Annotated in this window: 18 protein-coding genes; 15 read left to right on the top strand and 3 right to left on the bottom strand. The window is 35.9% G+C overall.

All coding sequences use genetic code 11. From position 1 onward, the window contains the following. Window positions 1–10: 10 nt before the first annotated feature. Window positions 11–1,972 carry a sucrose-specific PTS transporter subunit IIBC gene (locus tag U8521_RS05190; RefSeq protein WP_334352081.1) on the bottom strand — a complete coding sequence of 654 codons (1,962 nt, stop codon included), beginning with the start codon at window positions 1,970–1,972 and terminating at the stop codon, window positions 11–13. A 222-nt stretch (window positions 1,973–2,194) separates the two neighbouring features. Between U8521_RS05190 and U8521_RS05185 the strand changes: the two genes are divergently transcribed. The 3 genes from U8521_RS05185 (at window position 2,195) to U8521_RS05175 (ending at window position 6,486) form a co-directional block, all read left to right on the top strand. Then, on the top strand, window positions 2,195–3,631 hold the full coding sequence (locus tag U8521_RS05185; RefSeq protein ID WP_334352080.1) for a sucrose-6-phosphate hydrolase: 1,437 nt from the start codon (window positions 2,195–2,197) through the stop codon (window positions 3,629–3,631). Between the two features lie 11 nt (window positions 3,632–3,642). Beyond that, complete coding sequence (locus tag U8521_RS05180) at window positions 3,643–4,623, top strand: LacI family DNA-binding transcriptional regulator (RefSeq protein WP_334332266.1); 981 nt, start codon at window positions 3,643–3,645, stop codon at window positions 4,621–4,623. A gap of 660 nt (window positions 4,624–5,283) precedes the next feature. Then, complete coding sequence (locus tag U8521_RS05175; protein WP_334352079.1) at window positions 5,284–6,486, top strand: MFS transporter; 1,203 nt, start codon at window positions 5,284–5,286, stop codon at window positions 6,484–6,486. On the opposite strand, the gene U8521_RS05170 is transcribed toward U8521_RS05175, so the two are convergent. Further along, a complete protein-coding gene (locus tag U8521_RS05170; RefSeq protein WP_334352078.1) occupies window positions 6,483–7,217 on the bottom strand; it encodes a class I SAM-dependent methyltransferase in 735 nt (244 codons plus the stop codon). The two genes, U8521_RS05175 and U8521_RS05170, sit on opposite strands and share 4 nt — an antisense overlap. Window positions 7,218–7,666: 449 nt before the next feature. Beyond that, window positions 7,667–9,046, bottom strand: a complete 1,380-nt coding sequence (gene rlmD / locus U8521_RS05165) for a 23S rRNA (uracil(1939)-C(5))-methyltransferase RlmD (protein WP_334332269.1) — start codon at window positions 9,044–9,046, stop codon at window positions 7,667–7,669. Between the two features lie 66 nt (window positions 9,047–9,112). On the opposite strand from rlmD, the gene recX reads away from it, so the two are divergent. The 12 genes from recX to U8521_RS05105 all read left to right on the top strand — a co-directional run bounded on the left by recX (window position 9,113) and on the right by U8521_RS05105 (window position 18,641). Continuing rightward, window positions 9,113–9,883 carry a recombination regulator RecX gene (recX, locus tag U8521_RS05160; RefSeq protein ID WP_334332270.1) on the top strand — a complete coding sequence of 257 codons (771 nt, stop codon included), beginning with the start codon at window positions 9,113–9,115 and terminating at the stop codon, window positions 9,881–9,883. A 79-nt stretch (window positions 9,884–9,962) separates the two neighbouring features. Continuing rightward, entirely contained in the window at window positions 9,963–10,496 is a 534-nt protein-coding gene (gene ntdP, locus U8521_RS05155; protein WP_135371189.1) for a nucleoside tri-diphosphate phosphatase, read from the top strand. A gap of 58 nt (window positions 10,497–10,554) precedes the next feature. Then, window positions 10,555–11,442 carry a LysR family transcriptional regulator gene (locus U8521_RS05150; protein ID WP_334352077.1) on the top strand — a complete coding sequence of 296 codons (888 nt, stop codon included), beginning with the start codon at window positions 10,555–10,557 and terminating at the stop codon, window positions 11,440–11,442. An 83-nt stretch (window positions 11,443–11,525) separates the two neighbouring features. After that, entirely contained in the window at window positions 11,526–11,885 is a 360-nt protein-coding gene (locus tag U8521_RS05145; protein ID WP_334332272.1) for a MerR family transcriptional regulator, read from the top strand. After that, window positions 11,878–12,834, top strand: a complete 957-nt coding sequence (locus U8521_RS05140; protein WP_334352076.1) for an aldo/keto reductase — start codon at window positions 11,878–11,880, stop codon at window positions 12,832–12,834. The genes U8521_RS05145 and U8521_RS05140 overlap by 8 nt, the downstream gene beginning before the upstream one ends. 16 nt (window positions 12,835–12,850) lie before the next feature. Beyond that, window positions 12,851–13,861, top strand: a complete 1,011-nt coding sequence (locus U8521_RS05135) for an aldo/keto reductase (protein ID WP_334332274.1) — start codon at window positions 12,851–12,853, stop codon at window positions 13,859–13,861. 10 nt (window positions 13,862–13,871) lie between these two features. Beyond that, on the top strand, window positions 13,872–14,513 hold the full coding sequence (locus tag U8521_RS05130; protein WP_334332275.1) for an SDR family oxidoreductase: 642 nt from the start codon (window positions 13,872–13,874) through the stop codon (window positions 14,511–14,513). Continuing rightward, window positions 14,504–15,427 (top strand): amidohydrolase family protein, encoded by a 924-nt coding sequence (locus tag U8521_RS05125; RefSeq protein ID WP_334352075.1) that lies wholly within the window; start codon window positions 14,504–14,506, stop codon window positions 15,425–15,427. Before U8521_RS05130 ends, U8521_RS05125 begins: the two co-directional genes overlap by 10 nt. After that, on the top strand, window positions 15,428–16,006 hold the full coding sequence (locus tag U8521_RS05120; RefSeq protein WP_334352074.1) for a histidine phosphatase family protein: 579 nt from the start codon (window positions 15,428–15,430) through the stop codon (window positions 16,004–16,006). Further along, window positions 15,999–16,583: a histidine phosphatase family protein gene (locus tag U8521_RS05115; RefSeq protein ID WP_334332278.1), complete on the top strand. Its 585-nt coding sequence runs from the start codon at window positions 15,999–16,001 to the stop codon at window positions 16,581–16,583. The genes U8521_RS05120 and U8521_RS05115 overlap by 8 nt, the downstream gene beginning before the upstream one ends. A gap of 226 nt (window positions 16,584–16,809) precedes the next feature. Continuing rightward, window positions 16,810–17,979: an RNA-guided endonuclease TnpB family protein gene (locus tag U8521_RS05110; RefSeq protein WP_334352073.1), complete on the top strand. Its 1,170-nt coding sequence runs from the start codon at window positions 16,810–16,812 to the stop codon at window positions 17,977–17,979. A 104-nt stretch (window positions 17,980–18,083) separates the two neighbouring features. Further along, entirely contained in the window at window positions 18,084–18,641 is a 558-nt protein-coding gene (locus tag U8521_RS05105) for a histidine phosphatase family protein (RefSeq protein WP_334332395.1), read from the top strand. The last annotated feature ends 450 nt before the right edge of the window (window positions 18,642–19,091 follow it).

Here is a 19,091-nt window from a genome sequence, read left to right as displayed (position 1 = left end):
AAATCCTCCTTTAAACAGTTGCGGCAACTATTCCTTTAGCAGGTTGATCGAGGGCAACGATTTTATCGCCTGCTTTGACGTTTGTCACATTTAAACGTTCTACTTTATCGTAATCATTAGTATTAGTAATTACGAGCATAACTGTTGGGTCATAATTATTTTCTTTTAAGGCATTAATATCAAAGGTACCTAAAGCATCACCTTGATGGACTTTATCACCTTTTTGAACATTAGAAGTAAAGTATTTACCGTTTAAGTTAACAGTATCTAATCCAAGATGAATTAGAATTTCGGCACCAGAATCTGTCTTGATACCATAGGCATGTTTACTATCATAAGTAACTGTCACAACACCATTTGCGGGGGCAACCACTTGGTTATCATTTGGTTTGATAGCAACACCTTTACCCATGATTTCAGCAGAAAACACTTTATCATTTACATCACGTAAGCTTTCACTTACACCACTAACAGGTGCAACAATAACTTCATCATTAACATTTGCGGCGGGTATTTCGTTTGATTCTGAATCAGGTTCTTCAACAGGATCAGTATTGTTGCCAAGCACTTTCTTTGCGTAAACAAAAGTTGGAATGAAAGCGACAACGAAAGAAATTAATCCACTTAACATAAATGCTGGAATAGATTTAGAAGCAATCGAGATAAAACCAATAACTGAAGCTGGTCCCATAGCAACAGCAAGAACGTGGAAAATACCTAAGAAGACACAAGCGATTCCTGAAGCAATTGCGGCAAAAATGAATGGAAATTTCATCTTCAAATTAACACCGAAAATTGCTGGTTCAGTGATTCCTAGTAAAGCAGAAATACCAGCAGATGATGTTAAAGCTTTTTGTTTTTGACTCTTAGTAGCAAAGAAAATAGCTAAAGTAGCGGCACCTTGTCCAATGTTGGCCATTGAAGCAACTGGAAAGATGAATGAGCCACCAGTTTTTGCAATATTAGCTAATAGTTGTGTTTCAATAGCAGGGAATGTTTGGTGTAATCCTGTAATAACGATAGCTGAGTAAAACAGACCAAAGATACCCATACCAATAGCACCAGTAGTATTGTATAAACCAACTAAGCCATTTGTTAGAGCATCACTGACAGTTCTTAAAACTGGCCCAACAATTGTGAAAGTTAGAAATCCAGTAATGATAATTGAAAGCATTGGTGTGAATGTAAAATCAAAAGCACTCTTAATGTGTTTGTGGAAAAATTTCTCTAAAGTAGCTAAGATAAAGGCCACGGCTAGAACAGGAAGAACTTGTCCTTGGTAACCAGCTTGAGCAACTTGAAATCCAAAGATATTCCAATAAGTCATTTTGCCAGCGGCAACGGTTGCGGCAACATTATTACCATTAACTAGTGATGGTAAGACCATGATCATACCCATGGCAGCACCTAAATAAGGATTTCCACCAAATCTCTTTGTGGCTGAAAAGCCAAGGAGAATAGGTAAGAAGGTAAATGGCGCACCTGCCATGGCATTAATCATTTCAGCAATACCTTTAATGCCTGGATAAACTTCAACGACTGATTTAGTCATGAAAAGATTTTCAGCTGTTAAAACGTTGTTTAAGGCCATTAATAAACCACCAGCAACTAGAGCAGGGATAATTGGAATAAAAATATCAGAAAGAACTTTTAGAAAATCCATTAAAGGATTCTTTTTTTTGCCTGCTTGAGCCACGGCCTTGATGTCATCTGGTGTAGCTTCTTTTAAGCCAGTTTTAGCGATTAAAGCGTCGTAAACTTTATCGACGTCACCAGGTCCAATAATAATTTGATATTGACCATTAGTTTCAAAAGTTCCTTTAACATCAGGATCATTATCCAAACCTTTTTGGTCAATTTTAGATTCATCTTTAATCACTAATCTTAATCTTGTTGCACAATGTGCTGCGGCTTGGAAGTTATCTTTACCAACATATTTAATAACACGTTCAGCAACTTCAGCATGTTTCATAAGTATTTCCCTCCTAAAACTTAAATTAAATGTAAGCGCTTTGACACTTTCTATAATACATGCGTTTTTTAAAATGTCAAACGTTTGACAATAGAAAAATATCTTAAATTCTAAAATATGTTAAAGTGCTAATATTATGATGTTTACTTTAATGTTAAACGATTGACATTTAATGGTAACAGCGCTTACAATTGAAGCATTAAAGAAAGTATGAGCTAGATTATGATTAATGAATGGACAACTAAATTAAGATATAAGCCATATCAAGAATGGCCTAATAATCAAATAAAAGATATTCAAAAAAACATAAAAAATTCCCACTGGCGGTTAGGCTATCACATTCAACCAAAAACGGGATTGCTGAACGATCCCAATGGTTTCTCATATTTTAACCACGAATGGCACCTGTTCTACCAATCATATCCATATGGAGCGGTCCATGGTCTAAAGAGTTGGGATCATTTAACTTCAGAGGATTTAGTGCATTGGCAAGATCACGGTCCGACACTTTTGCCAGGGGATAAACAAGACAGCCACGGGGCCTATTCGGGTTCTGCAATGCCTGTCGATGATAAACTCTTTATTATGTACACCGGCAATGTTCGCGATGAAAACTGGGTTCGTCATCCTAAACAAAATGGAGCTTGGATGGATAAAACAGGTCGGATTCAAAAAATCGCTACACCCTTAATTTCTGAACCAAGAGCTGGATTTACTGACCATTTCCGCGATCCACAAATTATTGAACACGACGGAATGTTTTACAGTTTAATCGGGGCCCGGAGAAAAGATGATATAGGTCACATTTTAGTTTACCAATCACCCAACGTGACTGGACCTTGGACTTATAAGACAGAATTACACTTTACCGACCAAGATTGTGGTTACATGATCGAGTGCCCGAACCTATTATTTGTTGATAATCGACCAGTTCTAATCTTTTGTCCACAAGGAATCGACACAGATGTGTTACAATACTCAAATGTCTTTCCAAATGCCTATGTCATTGGGGATGCCTTTGACTGGGAGACATTTAGTTTCATCAATCCTAGTGTAATCAAAAACTTAGATGAGGGTTTTGATGTTTATGCAACACACGGATTCAATGCACCAGACGGTCGAGCACTGATAGTTAGCTGGATAGGTCTACCAGATACCACTTACCCAAGTGATGTCGAAGGTTGGGCTAATTGTTTCAGTTTGATCAAAGAATTAAAAATTGAGGATAATCAGTTATACCAAATACCAGTAGTCGAGAATAATCAATTAGTTAAGGAAGAACTTAACTCAAAAGAAATTTCACCACAAACAAAAATTGCGTCAACAGTTGCTAAGAATACAACTGGATCAATTTTGCTCAAAACAGAACTTGGTGAAGAATTACAAATCATTGTAGATGCAACTAATGGTAAAATATTAGTTGATCGATCGAAGATGGGTGAGGCGTTTGCGACTGATTTTGGGACTGTACGGAGTGCTCAAGTCGAGAAAAATCGCAACATTACCCTTGATTTGTACTTAGATAATACCGTTTTTGAACTATACATCAATGGGGGACGAAAAGTTATCACCGGTCGAATCTTTCCACATGGGACAAGCTTTTTTGTGGAAGCAAACAATATGGCCATCACGCAACATCGAATGGATAAGATTTTTTAATGAGGTAAAATATGGCAACTTTAGATGATATTGCAAAACTAGCAGGGGTTTCACCAACAACAGTTTCAAGGGTGATCAATAATTACGGTTCATTGTCAGAAAAGACTAAAACAAAAGTTTTTTCCGCAATGAAGGAATTAAATTATCAACCCAATAGTTTGGCACGCTCTCTAAAGGGGAAGAAAACGCACTTGATCGGTGTAATCTTGCCAGGCGTCAGCAATCCATTCTTTGGTCAAATGGTTCAAGAAATTGAAGACCAATTGTTTAAAAAAGGTTTCCGGATGATACTCTGCAATGCCGGTAGTGATTCAGAAAAAGAACGTGATTATTTACGAATGTTGATGGCAAATCGTGTTGATGGAATAATTGCTGGTTCGCACAATTTGGGAATTGAGGAATACCAAAAGGTCGGCTTACCAATTATTTCCTTTGACCGTTACTTGTCAGACAATATTCCAATCGTCAGTTCTGATAATTATCATGGTGGTCAATTAGCCGCTCAATCATTGTTATTTTCAGGTAGTAAAAAGCTCGAGATCATTACAGGTGCTAATCGGCCTAACAGCCCAACAAGCGAACGTTTGACTGGCTTTAAAGATACTTTGAAGAAACAAAATTTAGATTTTGATTTAATGGAAATTAGCTTTTCTTCAACACCGAATATCAAAGGTTTGAAGATCAAAGAATTATTGTCGAAAAAAGCAGTTGATGGTATTTTTTGTACTGATGATTTAACGGCACTGTTAGTAATTCAACAGGCTAAAGCTTTAGGCATGAGGATTCCTGAAGATGTTAAATTAGTTGGTTATGATGGAACCCAATTCATCCAAAATTATCATCCAGAATTGACGACAATCATGCAGCCAATTTCTGATATCGTCACGATGATGATTGATTTGTTGTTAAAACGAATCGATGATCACGATTGCGAGTTAGAGAACAATTATGTTTTACCGGTTAAGTTGATAACAGGCTCAACCACTATTTGATTTTGAGGTTGGGGTGGTGGTGTAGTATGCCGCCCTCCACAAAAAACTCAATTGGGACTGGAACGCTCTGGGCACAACTTGAAGCTTTTTTCAAAACCTGAAAAAATCTTCAAGCTTGGCCTTATAGTAAGCGCTGAAGCGCTAACTATAATTTCAGAGCTGAGCCCAATTGAGTTTTTTGTTTCGGGCTGAATTTCACTTTTATGATTAATTTGCTTTCCATTTGATTAGGAATAGTTGTTCTATTTTGAATAGATATGGGTATGTTTATTAGTTTTGTGCTTTTCTATTCAAGATAGATGTAATAACTAAAAAAGAGGATCTTATTAAAACTGCAATTACTGCGGTCTAATAAGATCCTCTTTTTTAGCAAATTAATTTATCATCTAAAGTAATAAAATCTAATTTTAATTATAAGTTAGTTTAGTCGTTTTATGAATAAAATTAGTATCCATTTCATAGTTTACGGAAATAACAGCAAATAATCGGATTTAGTCTGGAGCTGTTGCGGAAGGCGGCATTTAACCACCACCCTCAAAAAAGAACAATTGTTATTTTTAACCAGTTAAACAAAAGAAACGACCGCTTAGAATTTTAACGAATTTTACGATTCCATACGTGCTATAACATAGCCAATCAAGTTAGTTAGGGATGACTTTTATGGAACGAGATAACTTACAATTGATTAAAGCTGGTAGTACTTCGGTCATCAATGCTTTAGGGGAAACAATTTTTTCTTTCTCCTTGTCATTGAAATTATTGAAAGTAACTGGTTCAGCTTTGGGTTATGGGACTAGTTTATTTATCGGTCCAATCGTTGGCTTAGCACTGGCACCAATTTTGGGTAAGGTGATCGATAAATATTCACATAAGAAATTGGCTTTGTTGGCAGAGTCGCTTTTGATTGCTTCGTTATTACTTTATTTAGTAGCTTATTCATTGGGAACCAACATTTTGTATACCGCAATCGTCTTGGTTTGCGCGATGAATATTTTTGGTCGGTTGTTTTCAATCACCTACTTATCTTCAACACCACAGATTGTTGGAAAAAAATCGATTCAGCGGCTTAATTCGATTCAGACGACCGGCGTATCGATGGCTAGCATCGTGGCAGCACCTTTGGCAGGATTTTTATTTGGCATCGTGCCATTTGCTTGGATAATTTTAGTCGAAATTGCGGCTGAGAGTTTTACGTTGTTGATTACTTGGTTGACTCATTTTGATTCGGTGACTCCTAAAAAGGTGGTTGTCAAAAATACTGAAAAAATAAATTTAATTGAAGTATTAAAAAAGCAACCCCAGTTAGTCGTTTTAACAGTGATTGCGATGGTATTGAATTTAGCTGACATTTCGCTCCAAATTGGAATTCCATTTGTTTTGATTCACACCCTCAAATATTCAGCGGCGGTGAGTGGCAATGTTCAAGGAGTTTTGTCGTTTGGTGTTTTCGTTGGCGGGATTATTATTACGATCGTCCAGATCAAAGATGTTTTCAAATTTGAAAAGGTCACTTATTGGCTTTCAGTAGTAAATTTGCTTGCTTTAGGTTTTTCGATTAAAGCGTTTCCGCAAGCTACTTTGGTAATTTTTGTAGTTATCGAATTTATTTCTGGATTTGTGGGAGCAATTTCAGATCCACCAGTTTTCACGTATGTCCAAGAAGTTATCCCGGCAAAAGCTCTAGGGCGGGTCAACACTTTGATGTACACAATGGTACAAATTTTGAATCCTATCGGCGTGTTGATTTACAGTTCAGCCTTTGCGATAGTTGATTATCAGATACTTTACTTGGTCAATGGCTTGATTACGGCTGTTTTGGTGGCGTTGCTGTTCACACAATTCAAACGTGCATCTAAAAATTAGTCGGTTAGTTTAGCAGATATTAATAACATCATTGGTCTTCTGAATTCATCTTTCATACCTGGGACATCCATTAAATGTGCCGGTGGAGTAGGCTCCTGCAATTCAGTGATCGTAAAACCGTTTTGAATCAAGGTGTTGACGTAAGTAGTCAAGGTTTTATGATATTTGACAACTTTGTGATCGAGAAAATTGGCAATCCGTTCACCCTCTGCAAAATAGTGGTCAACTGGCCAACAAGTGATTTTTCCATTCTCGTCATAAAACCAGTCCTGATTGCCAAAAGCAGTAAAAATGGGATGTTCAACCGAGAAAACAAAATCGCCATCAGGCATTAAGCATTTTTTGAGACGCTGACAAATATCGTTAAAGTCGGGAGTGTAGTGCAAAGCTAGAGAACTGATGACAATGTCAAAACTATTTTGAGGAAAATCAATCTCTTCCATTGCCATTTTTTGATAGTGGACATTGTCATAGTGATTCTTTTCTTGAGCCACTTGTAGCATGTTTTCGGAAATATCGATTCCTAAAACTGATTTGGCTTGATGTTGAGCTGCATAAAGATCGTGCCAACCAAAACCACAACCCACATCAAGAACGCGTTTGTTTGTGAAATCGGGCAACATTTTTTGAAAAGTTGGCCATTCGCCAGCCGCCTTTAAGCCTTCGACTGAACGTGGAAATTTACTGTAGGCTTTGAAAAAATCGCTATTGTCGTATTCGTTTTCTTCCATGATGAATCCCTCCGCTTAAATGTTTACCTAAATATTGACACAGAATTAATTAAATTCAAACACAAAAAGAGCATCTCCAATGTTAGGAGGTGCTCTTTTGCTAAACAGTATTCTAAATTAACGTCCCGCTGTTTTCGGAGACAACCATACTAATGAATAATATTCTAAATTAATGTCCCGTTATTCTCGAAGACTAAAAGCAATGTCTAGCTAGACTATAAATGAAAATCCCATTTTCTTCAATCAATATTGTTTAATTTTTATAAAAAAAGTGAGAACTATTTTTCGTAATTTTAATATAAGTGACGCTTAAATTACATTTAAATTGGTGGAAAATAGTTATGAAAAAAGTTCGTATCAAGCTAATTGTTTTGTTAAAAAAATACGTTAATCGAGATTTTATTTATCCAATTAGCGTATTGTGATTTTAAGATGATTTCAAGACTAAATTATCTCTTAATCAACTTAACAATTGTTTCAACATGTGGTGTTTGTGGGAACATGTCGACTGGTTGTAAATAGATCACACGATATCTATCGGTCAATCTAACTAGATCTTTAGCGAGTGTTGAAGGATTACATGAAACGTAAACTAATTTTTCCACTGGGTTACGCACCAAAGTTGTAATCAAACTATTTTCCAAACCTGTTCTTGGTGGATCAACGACGATTGAATTGACGTTGATACCATCTTTCAACAATTGTGGATAAATTTTATCTACTGAACCGACATAATAATCGGCGTTGTCAATTTCATTTAGTTTGGCATTTTGCTTGGCGTCTTCGATTGCTTCGGGAATGATTTCAATTCCGTAAACGTGTTTGACAGTGTTAGCCATCGTAATACCGATTGTTCCAACACCGCAGTAAGCATCCAGTAAAATATCTCGTTGATTAGGTTCTAAAGCTTGGTTTACTAAGTCATACAGCTTATCCGTCTGGAGTGAATTCAATTGGAGAAAGGCCCGTGGAGATAAGTTGAACAAGTAGCCGTTGATGTCTTCTTGTAAGTATTTGTCACCCCAGAGTAATTTTGTTTCATCTCCCCAAACAGCGCCTTGGTCTGCTTTATTGATGTTTTGTGAGATTGAGCTGACTTCGGGAATTTCTTTTTGAATTCGTTCAATCAATTGATGCTCTTTGATAAATTTTGGTGAACGGGTGATGAAAGTTACCTGTAGTTGATTGAATTCGACTGATTCACGAATGACGATCATGCTGAGGATTCCTGATTTTTCTTTAGGATTGAAAACAGGAATTTCTAAGTCTTTGACCATTTGAACGATTTTTCTGATGGCTGACATAGTTAAATCCATTTGCGTTGGCATTTCTGGCAAATCGACTAACTCTTGAGTACCGGTTTTGTACAAGCCACAACGGATTTCACCGTCAATTTCTTGAATTGGAAATTGAGCTTTGTTACGATATTTTTCTTGTTGAACGGAAGCGACAGTCGGTCTGATCATGTATTTGTCATAAGCAAATGGCTTATATTTTTCAAGGGATTCACGGAGAATGTCTGCCTTGAATTTCAATTGATCTGCATACTTAATGTGAGCAAAATCTAAACCGCCAACTTCTTTAGCTAAAGCAGGAACGTCAGGGTTTCTGAAGCGACTAGCTTGTCTGATTTTGTGAATGCGACCATTTAAAAAGCGGGGATGTACCTCAGTGACTTCACAAACGATGACATCTTCAGGAACAGCTTTAGGAACAAAAACGATGACATGCTTGAAAAAACCAATACCTTCACCGTTGATTCCAATGCGTTTGATAGTCAGCGGAAACTTGTCGCCAACTTTTAATTCTTGAGTTATATTTGTATCCATAATTTTTCCTTTGATTGTTTTTGCGATAAACTTACACTTGAGTATAACATGTGAGGTAATAATATTTTGTCAAAAATTACGAAAATCCAAGCCCAAAAACGTAAGGGACGCTACAATGTTTATCTTGACGGTAAATATGCTTTCCCAGTAGCGGAAACAACTTTAATTGAATTTCGCTTGATGAAAGATGTTGAATTGACTGATCAACAAGTCAAAGAAATTCAAGATCGAGAGAATGTTAACAAAGCTTATGGTGATGCGGTTAATTTTCTGAGTTATCAATTGCGGACTGAAAAAGAAATTAAAGATTATTTATATAAGAAGGAGTATCACAAAGATGCCGTCGAAACGACACTGCAACGTTTACGAGAATTGCACTATTTAGACGACGACAACTATGCCAAAAGTTTTATCAACACCCAATTGCGGACCACTGCTAATGGTCCCAAAATCATTCAACAAAAATTAGTAAAAAAAGGCGTTCCTAACGATATTATTCAGAATAAAATCAGTGAGATCGACCAAGATATTTTGTTGGAGAATGCCGTTGAATTTGCCAAAAAACAAGTTCGTAAACAAAAACGGGCTTCGTTTCAACAAATGTTGACCAAAGTTAAGCAAAGTCTTTATCAAAAAGGATTTGATGGGGAAATCACTAACCAAGCCATCAAAGACTTGCACTTAGAGGTGGACGAAGATGAAGAATTGATCAAATTACAAAAAATGATCGTCAAAGTTAAACATCGTTATGATACCCCTGCCAAATTAATAAATTATTTAATGACCAAAGGTTATCATTACGACGAGATCAAGCGAGTTCTCGACGCCAATCTGTGATTGTTTATCTTTTAATCGTTTCACAGCTCTGTTATACTTTTTTTGGATGAATTTTTAAGTTCAGAAAGCTGGGTAAGTTATGCAGATTCCTAGAGAAGGGGATTACGTAGCAATCCAGAGTTATAAGCATGATGGTCACCTACATCGTACTTGGCGTGAAACAATGGTGTTAAAGACAAGTGAAAATGAGATTATCGGTTGTAATGAGAATACTCTTGTCACAGAAGCAGATGGACGTCGTTGGGTAACTAGAGAACCCGCCTTAGTCTATTTTCATAAAAAGTATTGGTTTAATATCGTTACTATGATTAGAAATAGTGGAGTGTCTTATTACTGCAATTTGGCCACACCGTTTGCTTTAGATAAAGAAGCCATCAAATATATTGATTATGATTTAGATGTTAAAGTTTTTCCAGATGGTGAAAAACGCTTGCTCGATGTTGATGAATATGCGGCACATAGCAAGATGTGGAATTATCCACCTGAAATAGATACGATTTTACATGATAATGTCGACGTTTTAATTGATTGGATCGATAAAGGAAAAGGTCCGTTTTCACAGGCCTACGTTGATCTTTGGATGCAAAGATATGAGGAACTGTCACACCATTAGGGTTGCTATATCCTAATTAGACTGCCAGATGGTAGTCTTTTTTTGTAGGGAGGAAATTATGGAACTACGTGTTTTAAACTATTTTTTGATGATTGCTCGGGAAGAAAATATCACGCGTGCCGCCAACATCTTGCACATTAGTCAGCCAACACTTTCCCGACAAATTGCGGCTTTAGAGGAAGAATTAGGCACGAAACTGTTTATTCGTCAAAGTCATAAAATTACTTTAACCGAAGATGGAATGTTGTTGCGTCGTCGAGCTGAAGAGATGCGTCAACTTAGTGAAAAGATCTTCGATGAAATGTCGTCTGATAAGACTGAATTAACTGGTGAGATCTCAATTGGAACTGGTGAGTTACGCGGAATGAATGAATTGGGTGATTTGATTGTCGCCTTTCATCACAAATATCCCTTGGTCACCTTTAATATTCAAAGTGGCAATGCACGCGATACTTTGTTTGGGATGGGACAAGGTTTGCTTGATATGGGTATTTTTATTGAGCCGGTCGATACGAGTAAATTTGATTTTGTACGGCTGCATCAAAGTGAAAACTGGGGTGCATTGATTCCAAATGAACTGGAATTAGCCAAAAAAGATTTTATTACTCCAAAGGATTTGAAAGGATTAGACCTGATTATGTCTCGAAGTCAATCGATGCAAAACGAAATTGATCATTGGTTAGGTCGTTATGCTAAATCAGTTAAATTTGTTTCAACTTATAATTTACTTTATAATTCCGCAATTTTAGTCAAACGTGGTCTTGGCATTGCCTTAGGTTTAAACTTGGAGGCTAAATACGATGGTTTGACCTTTGTACCATTGAAACCAACTTTAGAGTACAGCTCAGTTCTGGCTTGGAAAGCTGATGTGGCTTCTTCAAAAGCAATCACCACCTTTATTGAATTTGCTAAGAAATACCTTGAAGGTATTTCAGATAATCAATAATAAGCATTATACATTTCTTAAAAAGCGCGTAATAATATGGGTGTTCCGTAAAGGAGCAGCCATATTTTTTTGAGGAATCAATTATGAATAAAAGAGAAGTCAGTAAAAAGTATAATATACCGATTCGAATTTTAAATGAATATGAATCTTGGGGCTTATGCAATGTCGTCAAAATCGTCATGGGTGAATGGCAATATGATGAGCAAGATATTGAACGCCTCAGCACGATTATGGCTTTACACGATATTGGTTTTAAAAATAAGGAAATCGAGAAATACATGCGTTTGCTATTAGAAGTTCCTAATTCTAAAGCACAACGGGTAGAATTTTTAAACCAAAAACGTAAATCAAAGCTAGATGAGATTCACTTTCAGGAGAAACAGTTAGAAAGAATCGACTACTTAAGACATGAATTAAAAACAGGAGATAGTAAAAATGAATGAAATGCAAAAGAATTTAAATTTACCAAAAATCGCACTAGGAACTTGGGCTTGGGGTGGAGATACGACTTCCAACAAAGTTTTTGGTAACAGTTTGACTGCTAAAGATTTAAAACCAATTTTTGATAAAGGAATGGAATTAGGTTTGAATCTTTGGGATACAGCCGCTGTCTACAATAACGGAGCTTCCGAACAAGTTTTAGGTGAGTTTGTTAAAGATATTGGTCGTGAAAAGGTGATTTTATCAACTAAATTTACACCACAAATCGCTGATGGAACTGATAAAGCAGTTGAAAATATGTTTGAAGGTAGCATTAAGAGATTAAATAGTGCAGATATTGATATTTATTGGATTCATAACAATGCCGATGTTGAAAAGTGGACGAAAGCAATCATTCCTTTGGCAAAGAGTGGCAAGATCAAATACATTGGTGTTTCAAACCACAATTTAGCTGAAATTAAACAAGCTAATGAAATTTTGAAAGCTGAGGGCTTGAAGATCTCCGCTGTGCAAAATCATTACAGTCTGTTAGATAGAACTTCAGAAACAGCAGGAATCATTGATTATTGTAATGAGAATGGAATTACTTTCTTCTCCTATATGGTGTTGGAACAAGGAGCTTTATCTGGAAAATATGACACGCAACATCCTTTCCCAGAAAACAGTGAACGAGCTAGTGTTTATAATCATAAATTAGATAAGTTAGAAAACTTGATCAATGGGATGCACGAAGTTGCTCAAAAACATGATTTAGATGTTGCTCAAGTTGCTAGTGCCTGGGCTATTGCTAAAGGAACCGTTCCAATTATTGGTGCTACTAAAGTTAAGCATATTGAAGATGCTAAAAAGGCTTCAACGGTCACTTTGAGCGATGAAGAAGTAGCTTATTTAGATTTATTAGGCGATAAAACTGAAGTCAACACAACTAGAGAATGGGAACAAAATATGTAGTAAAGGAGTAATTATTTTGGAGTATTCAAAATTAGGTAAAACAGGTCTAGATGTATCGAGAATTTGTTTAGGAACAATGGGTTTTGGAGATCCAACAAGTGGAAATTTCCCTTGGGCAATCGACTTTGATAAGAGTGAAAAAGTTGTCCAAAAAGCTCTTGATCTAGGAATCAATTTCTTTGATACAGCAAATATTTATTCTTACGGTGACAGTGAGAAGTATCTTGGTCAGGCTTTGAAAAATAATGCCAATCGGGATGAAGTAGTGGTAGCGACAAAAGTATTTTTTACAAAATCAAATCAACCAAATCAACATGGACTGTCACGCAAGGCAATTTTGACGCAGATTGATAAGAGCTTAAAAAGGCTTGATATGGATTATGTCGACTTGTACATTATTCACCGCTGGGATTACAACACACCCATCGAAGAGACAATGGAAGCTTTGCATGATGTTGTTAAATCCGGTAAAGCAAGATACATTGGAGCATCAGCAATGTATTCTTGGCAGTTTGAAAAGGCCCAAGCAGTGGCTCGAGCTCACAATTGGACCGAATTTGTTTCCATGCAAGACCATTTAAATTTATTGTATCGTGAAGAAGAGCGAGAAATGTTGCCACTTTGTGAAGATGAAAATATTGCTGTGACACCGTACAGTCCTTTAGCATCAGGTCACTTGACCCGTCCAACTTGGACAGGCAAAACCAAACGTGCTCAAACTGACAAAGTAGCGGAAAGTAAATACGATCACGCTGAAGAAAATGACATGGAGATTGTTAAACGTGTTAATGAAGTAGCACAAAAACATCATATTACGATGGCACAAGTGGCAATCGCTTGGCTATTACAAAAGAAATCAGTCGTAGCTCCAATCATCGGTGCTACCAATCCAGATCATTTGGCAAGTTCAGTTGATGCGATAAACGTTAAATTGTCACCAGAAGATGTTCAATATTTGGAAGCACCTTATTTACCACATAAATTGGTTGGTGCCTTTACGAAACAAGAAAACGATTTTACACGTTAGGAGAAAATTAATGAAAAAAATTTTAATCGTCGGCGCATATGGTCAAACCGCCCAAATCGTAACCAAAAAATTATTAGAAAATTCAAAAATTCAACTTAAATTATTTTTGCGTAACAGTAGTCGATTAAACAAGTATCAAGATAATTCTCAAGTAGAATTAGTTGAAGGAGATACTTTGGATACTGATAAGTTAGCAGCAATAATGTCTGATGTGGATTTAGTTTATTCAAATGTTGGTGGAATAGACCTAGCCAATATGACAGACAGTATTATTAAAGCTATGGATAAAGCCAATAAGAAAAGATTAATATTTATTAGTTCTTTAGGAGCTTATCATGAAGTTCCTGGTAAATTTGGTGACTGGAATGAAAAAGCCATTGCAGATTATTTACCTGGTTTTCGTAAGTCAGCACAATTAATTGAAAATTCCGATTTAGATTATACAATGATTCGTCCTGCTTGGATGTCGAATAAAAATGAAATTGATTATGAAACGACTCAAAAAGGAGAACCATTTAAAGGAACGGAAGTTTCTAGAAAAAGTATTGCTGATTTTGTAATAAAGTTGATCAACCAACCGGATACACATATAGGTGAAAGCGTTGGCTTAAATAAACCAAATACAGACGGAGATAAACCATCATGGATCTAAAATTAGATGTCTTTGCACATGTGTTACCAGCAAATTTGTTAAAGAAGATGAAGCAAGATTTTCCTGATATTATTCAGAAAAATCTTTTTTTGCAGATTCCTTCACTGACGGATTTAAAATTGCGTCATCAAAATTTTCCCAACGATGTTAAACAAATTATTTCAAACGTCAATCTCAATCCTGAAGATTACTATTCTGACACAAAACTTACAGCTCAATTGTGTAGTGATGCCAATGAAGAATTACTTAAAATAGTTCAAAAAAATGATGATATTTTTGAAGCCGCAGTGGGAATGTTACCGATGAACAATTTGCCTCAGGCAATGAAAATTATGGATAAAATTGCTCAAACAGATAAATTCGTTGGGGTTCAATTATTTACTCGAGCTTTGGACAAATCAATTGCTGATAAAGAATTTGAAAGCATTTTTGAAAAAGCAGCACAACTAAATTTGCCAATCTGGTTACATCCAGTCTTCGATTCCACCAAGCGTGACAACAATTTAACATTCAGCTGGGAATATGAGTTGACCCAAGCGATGTATCAAATTGTTAAGGCAAAATATTTTGAAAAGTATCCAAATTTAAAAATTATCGTGCATCATGCTGGAGCAATGGTTCCATTTTTTGCCGGCAGGATCAAACATACGATGACCCAACAAGAATATTTAGATTTTAAAAAATTTTACGTTGATACGGCTATTTTGGGTAATACTAAAGCTTTAGAGTTAGCTTTTGATTTCTTTGGTGAGAATCATATGTTGTTTGGAACAGATGCTCCGTTTGCCGTGATGCCAAATGGTGATACTTCAGAAATTGTTTCAGCGATTAATCAAATGGACATCTCTGATTTACAACGACAAAAAATTTATCGAGATAATTTTAATAATTTGTTAAAAGGAAGGGTAAATTAAATGGCTAAAACTTTGTATCTTATGCGTCATGGACAGACACAATTTAACAAGTTACAGAAGATTCAAGGGGCCTGCGATTCGCCATTAACTCAAAAAGGAATTGATGACGCTAAGAAAATGGGACAACTCTTAAAAAATAAAAAAATAGAATTTGATCACGCTTATTCATCAACTCAAGAGCGGGCCAGTGATACTTTGGAACTAGTAACTGATGTACCTTATAAACGTTTAAAAGGTCTCAAAGAATGGAACTTTGGTGTTTTTGAAGGTGAAAGTGAACGTTTGAATCCCAAGCCAGACGTTAAAGCAGGATCGTATGCTGATTTTTTTGTGCCTTATGGTGGCGAGGATGCAATTGATGTCCAAAAGCGGATGAATCAAACTTTAACTGAAATCATGGAACAACCTGAAAATAAAAATATCTTGGCAGTCAGTCACGGTGGAGCAATTCACATGTTTGTTTTGAAATGGGTAAAGCAAAAGCATTTGCATATTTCAAACTGTGCTGTTTTGAAATTTACCTATGATAAAGGTGTTTTTACTTATCAAAATACGATAGAGATGAATGAGAATGACTAAATACTTATATTTAATGCGCCATGGACAAACTCTTTTTAACAAGTTAGGAAAAATTCAAGGAGTTTGTGATTCGCCATTAACGGATAAAGGGATAGCTGATGCGAAAAAGGTGGGGCAATACTTTAAAGACAATAATCTTAAATTCGATCACGCCTACACATCGACGCAAGAACGTGCATCCGACACGATGGAACTAATTACAAATCAGTCTTATAAGCGTCTAAAAGGTTTAAAAGAATGGAATTTTGGCCTGTTTGAAGGTGAGGATCAGTACGTCAATCCTAAATACGATCCAAAAATTGGTTCGGTTGGTGATGCATTTGTTCCATATGGCGGTGATAGTGCTGATGCGGTGCAAGACAGAATGGTATCAGTTTTAACAAAAATCATGCAAAAAGAGGACCATCAACAAGTTTTGGTCGTAGGTCACGGCGCTTCGATTTATCTCTTCTTAAAGAATTGGATTCCACTATCAGAGATTGTAAATCATGTCGATTTAAAGAATTGTTCGATTTTAAAATTTTCTTTTAATGGTGAAAAATTTAAATATTTATCAACAATTAATGTTATTGAATAAATACGGGAAAATCGTTCTCTATTTGTGGTTTTCAAAATTAATTTCGCGTATGCTACAAAGTGTAAATTATTGAGGGAGAAATTTTTTATAAAAATCGCTAATTGAGAAAACATGGCAATTTATTGCCGTGATGAATCAATGATTTATGCAATTTTAAGTGTTTTTACAAACATATGTTCCCTTCGTGTGATATAATTACGATATCAAATCATGGGAGGGAGTTCATATGGTCTTAAAGGGTATCAAACTACGTATTTATCCAGATGGTTACCAAAAGGAACTGATTGAATACAACTTTGGTGCTAATCGTTTTGTTTGGAACAATATGTTAGACATGATGATCAAACGTCATGAAAATAATCCTGATTTGAAATCTTTGAAAGCATTTGAATTGAACTATATTTTAACAACTTTCAAAAAGGAACACACTTGGTTAAAGAAAGCCGAAAGCACTAGCTTACAAGTTTCTAACAAAAATTTGTTTGAAGCATATAAGGGATTCTTTAGTAAGAAGCGTAAATTCCCTCGTTTTAAAAGTAAGAAGTTCCCAAAACAAAGTTATCAATGTAAATTTGTTAATAACAATATTGAAATTATTGATGATTCTTACATTAAGCTACCTAAACTTGGAGTAATAAAATATAAGAACAAAAAAACTATCCCCAATATCATCAAGTACGTGACTATTCGTAAATCATCAACTAGTAAATATTACGCTATTTTGACAGTCGATGAAGATGTAATTCAATTGCCAAAAAACAATAACGTTGTTGGCCTTGATATGGGGGTCTCAGACTTAATTATCTGTTCAGATGGAGATAAGTATAAAACTATCCGCTTTGATAAGAAACTTGCCAAAAAGAAATATTACTGGGAGAAACGGTTAGCTAGAAGACGTACACTTGCTTTAAAAGACATCCAACAGAAGAAGAAATATGGTCTAGTAAACTCCAAACCATTGAATCAATACTCTAATTATCAAAAAGCCAAATTGATGGTCGCCAAGTACAGTGAGAAAGTGGCTAATCAAAGAAAAGACTATCTCCATAAGATTACTCGTGAATTAGTTGAAAATAATGATTTGATTGTTATTGAAGATTTGAAAACCAAAAATCTTCTTGGTAATCATAAACTATCACGTGCTATTGCTAATCAATCATGGAGAGCATTAAGACTAATGCTTGAATACAAATGCGAATGGTATGGAAAGAAACTTCTAATTGTTAATCCATTCAAAACTAGTCAAATCTGTTCAAATTGTGGTTACGATGATGGTAAACACAGTTTAGATATTAGAGAATGGGATTGCCTTAGTTGTGGTATTCATCATGATCGTGACATCAATGCAAGTAAAAATATATTAAATAATGGCTTGGAACAAGCCTTAGTAAAATAGTTCTAACCTCTATCAACTGGTTGAAATGCTAGTTGGCAAGTATGGAATGTTCCTAGAAGCTCGGTACTTTAGTGCCGACGTAGTTCACGAAAACTTTATACTTGATGCGCCATGGACAAACTTTGTTTAACAAACTAGGAAAGGTCCAAGGGGCATGTGATTCATCATTAACGGCTAAAGGGATTGCTGATGTCAAAGCAGCCGGTGAATTCTTACGTGAACACGACTACCACTTCGATCAATGTTTTTCATCGACCCAAGAACGTGCTAGCGACACCTTAGAATTAGTAACAGACCAACCATATCAACGTCTAAAAGGAATCAGGGAATGGGATTTTGGCGTATTTGAAGGTGAAAACGAAACGTTATTACCAAAGACTTATTACGCTGAAAAATCTTATTATGACTTTTTCGTTCAATTCGGTGGCGAATCTGCTACTGACTTTCAAAATCGAGTTGTCAAAGCTTTTACTGAAGTGATGACAGAAATTCCTGACGGTCAAAAGGTTTTGATGGTCAGCCACGGAGCAGTAATGTTCCGTTTCCTAAAAGCCTTAATTCCAATGGCAGAAATTATCGAAAATGTCAGCTTCCATAATTGTGCAATTTTGAAATTAACATTTGATGAAGATAAATTTACTTTTATTGAGCAAGTTAGATAAAAGTAGTTTTTGTTCTGTAGTTTGGGTGGTGGTTAGATACCGTCCTCCACAACAGCTCTGGGAAACGCAGAACGATGTGGACACAACTTGAAGCCAATTCCAGGCCCGGGAATTGGCTCCAAGATTGGCCTTCTTATAATCGATAAATCGCCAACAAGAATTTCACATCTGAGCATTTCCCAGAGCTGTTGCTCCAGACTAGAGGTCAGCTCTATGCAATATTTTGTTGAATTCAAAGTGGGATACTACATTTATTGGCGGTAAGTGTTGGACTGATTTATTGTCTGAATAAGTTACGATTCTTTGAATTTTAGTTAGTAAAATTTATAAAAAAGAGAAGACATTACTAGAAATGCGGTATGAAGTGCAACAGAAAAGTTAGACAAAATTATATTTTTTAAATTACTAAGGTATGTTCCCTGTATTCACGGGGGGACATACCTTTTGTTT

Source organism: Companilactobacillus miaonis (assembly GCF_036913615.1).
GTDB lineage: Bacteria > Bacillota > Bacilli > Lactobacillales > Lactobacillaceae > Companilactobacillus.
The sequence above is the reverse complement of the archived record's forward strand: the minus strand, read 5'-3'. Positions and strand labels throughout refer to the sequence as shown.

Coding starts and splice junctions, on each gene's coding strand:
- U8521_RS05175 (WP_334352079.1), top strand. CDS start 5,284: ATGGAACGAGATAACTTACAATTGATTAAAGCTGGTAGTACTTCGGTC.
- U8521_RS05105 (WP_334332395.1), top strand. CDS start 18,084: ATGCGCCATGGACAAACTTTGTTTAACAAACTAGGAAAGGTCCAAGGG.
- U8521_RS05120 (WP_334352074.1), top strand. CDS start 15,428: ATGGCTAAAACTTTGTATCTTATGCGTCATGGACAGACACAATTTAAC.
- U8521_RS05125 (WP_334352075.1), top strand. CDS start 14,504: ATGGATCTAAAATTAGATGTCTTTGCACATGTGTTACCAGCAAATTTG.
- ntdP (WP_135371189.1), top strand. CDS start 9,963: ATGCAGATTCCTAGAGAAGGGGATTACGTAGCAATCCAGAGTTATAAG.
- U8521_RS05150 (WP_334352077.1), top strand. CDS start 10,555: ATGGAACTACGTGTTTTAAACTATTTTTTGATGATTGCTCGGGAAGAA.
- U8521_RS05110 (WP_334352073.1), top strand. CDS start 16,810: ATGGTCTTAAAGGGTATCAAACTACGTATTTATCCAGATGGTTACCAA.
- U8521_RS05130 (WP_334332275.1), top strand. CDS start 13,872: ATGAAAAAAATTTTAATCGTCGGCGCATATGGTCAAACCGCCCAAATC.
- U8521_RS05170 (WP_334352078.1), bottom strand. CDS start 7,217: ATGGAAGAAAACGAATACGACAATAGCGATTTTTTCAAAGCCTACAGT.
- U8521_RS05190 (WP_334352081.1), bottom strand. CDS start 1,972: ATGAAACATGCTGAAGTTGCTGAACGTGTTATTAAATATGTTGGTAAA.
- U8521_RS05185 (WP_334352080.1), top strand. CDS start 2,195: ATGATTAATGAATGGACAACTAAATTAAGATATAAGCCATATCAAGAA.
- rlmD (WP_334332269.1), bottom strand. CDS start 9,046: ATGGATACAAATATAACTCAAGAATTAAAAGTTGGCGACAAGTTTCCG.
- U8521_RS05140 (WP_334352076.1), top strand. CDS start 11,878: ATGAATGAAATGCAAAAGAATTTAAATTTACCAAAAATCGCACTAGGA.
- U8521_RS05115 (WP_334332278.1), top strand. CDS start 15,999: ATGACTAAATACTTATATTTAATGCGCCATGGACAAACTCTTTTTAAC.
- U8521_RS05145 (WP_334332272.1), top strand. CDS start 11,526: ATGAATAAAAGAGAAGTCAGTAAAAAGTATAATATACCGATTCGAATT.
- U8521_RS05180 (WP_334332266.1), top strand. CDS start 3,643: ATGGCAACTTTAGATGATATTGCAAAACTAGCAGGGGTTTCACCAACA.